Source organism: Sphingomonas sp. Leaf25 (assembly GCF_001421635.1).
Taxonomy (GTDB): Bacteria; Pseudomonadota; Alphaproteobacteria; order Sphingomonadales; family Sphingomonadaceae; genus Sphingomonas.
Window position 1 is genome coordinate 99,911 of record NZ_LMKU01000029.1, and the last position, 4,143, is coordinate 104,053.

Annotated in this window: 5 protein-coding genes; 4 read left to right on the plus strand and 1 reads right to left on the minus strand. The window is 66.7% G+C overall.

From position 1 onward, the window contains the following. Positions 1–335: 335 nt before the first annotated feature. The gene (locus ASE78_RS12130) at positions 336–1,847 is read right to left on the minus strand and encodes a replicative DNA helicase (protein ID WP_055760280.1); all 1,512 of its coding nucleotides are present in this window, start codon (positions 1,845–1,847) and stop codon (positions 336–338) included. A gap of 79 nt (positions 1,848–1,926) precedes the next feature. Between ASE78_RS12130 and ASE78_RS12135 the strand changes: the two genes are divergently transcribed. Genes ASE78_RS12135 through dcd form a run of 4 tightly spaced genes read left to right on the plus strand, consistent with a single transcriptional unit; the run spans position 1,927 to position 4,071 of the window. After that, complete coding sequence (locus ASE78_RS12135; protein WP_056497544.1) at positions 1,927–2,409, plus strand: UPF0262 family protein; 483 nt, start codon at positions 1,927–1,929, stop codon at positions 2,407–2,409. Then, positions 2,406–3,077, plus strand: a complete 672-nt coding sequence (locus ASE78_RS12140; RefSeq protein ID WP_056497547.1) for a GH25 family lysozyme — start codon at positions 2,406–2,408, stop codon at positions 3,075–3,077. Before ASE78_RS12135 ends, ASE78_RS12140 begins: the two co-directional genes overlap by 4 nt. Next, positions 3,074–3,520 (plus strand): cytidine deaminase, encoded by a 447-nt coding sequence (locus ASE78_RS12145; RefSeq protein ID WP_056497551.1) that lies wholly within the window; start codon positions 3,074–3,076, stop codon positions 3,518–3,520. Before ASE78_RS12140 ends, ASE78_RS12145 begins: the two co-directional genes overlap by 4 nt. Further along, the gene (gene dcd, locus ASE78_RS12150; RefSeq protein ID WP_056497555.1) at positions 3,517–4,071 is read left to right on the plus strand and encodes a dCTP deaminase; all 555 of its coding nucleotides are present in this window, start codon (positions 3,517–3,519) and stop codon (positions 4,069–4,071) included. The genes ASE78_RS12145 and dcd overlap by 4 nt, the downstream gene beginning before the upstream one ends. Positions 4,072–4,143 lie beyond the last annotated feature (72 nt).

Below are 4,143 nucleotides of genomic sequence, written 5' to 3' on the forward strand. Positions count from 1 at the left end.
TGTCAGGGAGCGGAGGCGCCTGAGCCGCCGTCCGGCTGAATGTCGATCGTTCCTAGCCCGCACTGTCACCCTGGACTTGTTCCGGGGTCCACGGCGCGGCGATCGATGCCGATCGAGCCACTATCGACAGCGTGCGCGGCTGGGTGGACCCCGGAACAAGTCCGGGGTGACGATGCGAGACAGCCAAGCTTTTCCTACACGCCGCAGCGCTGCTACGCTCCCCACGGACCACCACAGGAGCGCCGATCATGCCCGACCGATTTGACCGAAATCCCGCCGCAATCCGGCCCCGTTTCGCGCCGCGAGTGTAAACTTTGTAAACTTTGGACGCCGCCCTACTCGTCCAGCCCGCTGAACCCGCCGCCGGCATAGTCGCTGAACTTGGTGATCGACGGCTCGAACTTCAGCGTCACCTTGCCGGTCGCGCCATGGCGCTGCTTGGCGATGATGAGTTCGGCGAGGCCATAGACTCGTTCCATGTCCATCGCCCATTTGGCATGGTCCTCGAACACGCGGGCATCGTCGCCGTCGCGCGGGCGTTTGGGCTCCTTGGCCGCGACGTAATAATCCTCGCGATAGACGAACCAGACCATGTCGGCGTCCTGCTCGATCGACCCCGATTCGCGAAGATCGGACAATTGCGGGCGCTTGTCCTCGCGCTGCTCGACCGCGCGCGAGAGCTGCGACAGCGCGACCACCGGCACGCCGATGTCCTTGGCCAGGGTCTTCAATCCACGCGAGATTTCGGAGATTTCCTGCACGCGGTTGTCGCTGCCCTTGCCCGACCCTTGCAGGAGCTGGAGGTAATCGACCACCACCAGCCCCAGCTCGCCGTCGAGCTTGCGATGCAGCCGGCGGACACGGGTATGCAGGCCCGAGATCGACAGCCCGGCGGTATCGTCGATATACAGCGGCAGTTGTTCGAGGTCGGCGGCGGCATTGGCCAGCCGGGTGAAATCCTCCTTGCGGATCTTGCCCATGCGCAGCGATTCGGAACTGATCGCCGCCTGTTCGGCAAGGATACGGGTGGCGAGCTGGTCGGCCGACATTTCGAGGCTGAAGAACGCGACCTTCGCGCCGACCGACTTGCCCTTCTCCATCCCCGCGCGCTGATCGTCCATGTAGCGCTGCGCGGCGTTGAACGCGATATTGGTGGCGAGCGACGTCTTGCCCATGCCCGGACGCCCGGCGAGGATGATGAGATCGCTGTGGTGCATGCCGCCGATCCGGCCGTTGAGCGAATCGAGTCCCGTCGTGACGCCCGACAGGCCGCCGCCCGAATTCATCGCCCGCTCGGCCATGCGGACCGCCATCGTCGTCGCCTGCGCGAACGACTTGACCGCATTGGCCGAATTGCCTTCGGCGGCGACCTTGAACAACGCTTCCTCGGCCGCCTCGATCTGCTTCTTCGGGTCGACCTCGGTCGAGGTGTCGGTGGCATTCTCGACGAGGGTGCGGCCGACGGTGATGAGCGCGCGGAGCTGCGCCAGATCATAGATCTGCTGCGCGAACTGGCGGGCGCCGAGCAGGCTGGCGTTCGATCCGGTGATCTCGACCAGATATTGCACGCCGCCGCGCGGGGCGAGCAGTTCGTCGCCGTCGAACATCGGCTTCAACGTCACCGGGCTGGCGATCATGCCGGTGCGGCGCACGTCGCGAATCCGCTCGAAGATGCGGACGTGCGCGGGGTCGTAGAAATGCTCGGCGTCGAGCCGTTCGACCATGTCGTCGGCAAGGCCGTTGTCGATCATCATCGCCCCCAGCAGCGCGGCTTCGGCGTCGACGTTGTGGGGCACGCGCGGCGGCGCGGGGGGATTGCCCCCGGCGATGTTGTGAACAGTGGCCATCGCCCCTTTTCCCAGACCTTGGGCTTGCCCACAATGATTTTGCGGTGGACGCCGCGCGCGGGAGCGGCAAGAGGATGCCATGGCCGACCCCCGGATCATCGACGTCACGCTGGACGAGCGCACCATCCTGTGGCGCAGCGCCGATATTGAGCAGGAACGCCGCATCGCGATCTTCGATCTGCTGGAGGCGAATCATTTCGCCCCCGATCGCCCCCCCGCCGATGCCTATGCCGGGCCGTATCGCATCGCGCTGTCGGTGCCCGAGGGCCGCCTCGCGATCGACATCATGCGCGAGGACGGCAGCCTGATCGAGACGCTGGTGCTGGGCATGGCACGGCTGCGTCGCCCGATCCGCGACTATTTCGCGATCTGCGACAGCTATTACAAAGCCATCCGCCAGGCGACCCCGCACGAGATCGAGACGATCGACATGGCCAGGCGCGGCATCCACAACGACGCCGCCGAGGCGCTGAAAGAACGGCTGACCGGCAAGGTCGCGATCGATTTCGATACCGCGCGGCGGCTGTTCACGCTCATCTGCGTGCTGCACATCAAGCAATGACCCGGGCACGGATCGTCCTGATCGTGGCCGCCGTGCTGGCGGTCGTCGCGCTCATTGGCTGGCGCTGGTCGCTCGGCTGGGCACCGGCGACGGCGCGGTTCGCGGTGCAGGGTGTCACCGTGTCGGCGGCGGACGGCGCGATCGACTGGCCGATGGTGCGCGCGCAGGGGGCGGACTTCGCCTTCGTCACCGCATCGTCGGGCACGGCGCGCGATCCGGCGTTCGAGGGCAACTGGAACGCCGCACACGCCGCCGGCCTGCGCCACGGCGCGCTCCACCGTTTCTCGCTGTGCGAGTCGACCGCCGATCAGGTGACGGCGTATCTGACCACCGTGCCGCGCGCGGCCGATGCGCTGCCCGCCGCGCTGGCGCTGGATGTCGCCGAGGATTGCGACGCCCACCCCACCCGCGCGCAGGTGCTGAGCGCGATTCGCGGTTTCCTGGGGCCGGCGGAATATCACGACGGCCGCCCGATGATGCTGCGCGTGTCGGCAGCGTTCGAGGACGAATACCGGGTGAGCGAGGCGATCGTCCGCCCGCTATGGGCCGAACGCGCCTTTCTCGAACCCGGCTATCTGGCGCGACCTTGGCGACTGTGGCAGGCGAACCCCGCTCGCCGCATCGACGGCGTCGCCCGTCCCGTTGCCTGGAGTGTCGCTGCGCCATGACCGATCCCGACCGCCTGATCGCCGCCGCGCGCGAGGCCGCCGTTCATGCCCATGCGCCCTATTCGAAGTTCGCGGTCGGCGCGGCACTGCTGCTGGCCGACGGATCGATCGTGACCGGCGCCAATTTCGAGAATGCCAGCTACGGCCTGTCGCTCTGCGCCGAAACGGTCGCCACCGCCACCGCCAGCGCCAGCGGCCGCCTGCGCGAGATCGTCGCGGTCGGCATCGTCGGCGGGCGCATCGGACAGGCCGATACCGATCCGATCCGCCCGTGCGGCCGTTGCCGTCAGGTGCTGAACGAAGCCGCGCAAATGGGTCCGCTCGGCGATATGGACGTCTATTGTTCGGGGCTCGGCGGCGGGATCATCGAAACACATCGCCTGTCCGTGCTGCTGCCCAGCGCGTTCGGACCGGCCAATCTTGGTATCGGGGAACACGCATGACCATCCTGTCGGATCGCTGGATCCGCGAAACCGCGCTCGCGACGGGCATGATCGAACCGTTCGTCGAATCGCAACGTCGCGACGGCTGCATCAGCTACGGCCTGTCGTCCTACGGCTATGACGCGCGCGTCTCGGACGAGTTCAAGATCTTCACCAACGTCGATTCGGCAGTGGTCGACCCGAAGGACTTCGCGCAGAACAGCTTCGTCGACCGCAAGACCGACGTGTGCATCATCCCGCCCAACAGCTTTGCGCTGGCCCGCACCGTCGAATATTTCCGGGTGCCGCGCGACGTGCTGGTCATCTGTCTCGGCAAATCGACCTATGCCCGCTGCGGCATCATCGTGAACGTCACGCCGCTGGAGCCCGAATGGGAGGGGCATGTGACGCTGGAGTTCTCGAACACCACCCCGCTCCCCGCCAAGATCTACGCCAACGAAGGCGCGTGCCAGTTCCTGTTCCTGAAGGGCGACCAGCCGTGCGAGACGAGCTACGCCGACCGGGCGGGCAAATATATGGGCCAGCGCGGGGTGACGCTGCCGAAGCTGTAACTCTCCCCTCCCTGGAAGGGAGGGGCCGGGGGTGGGTGGGTCCGCGTGGGAACGTAGCATCTGCCCCAAACC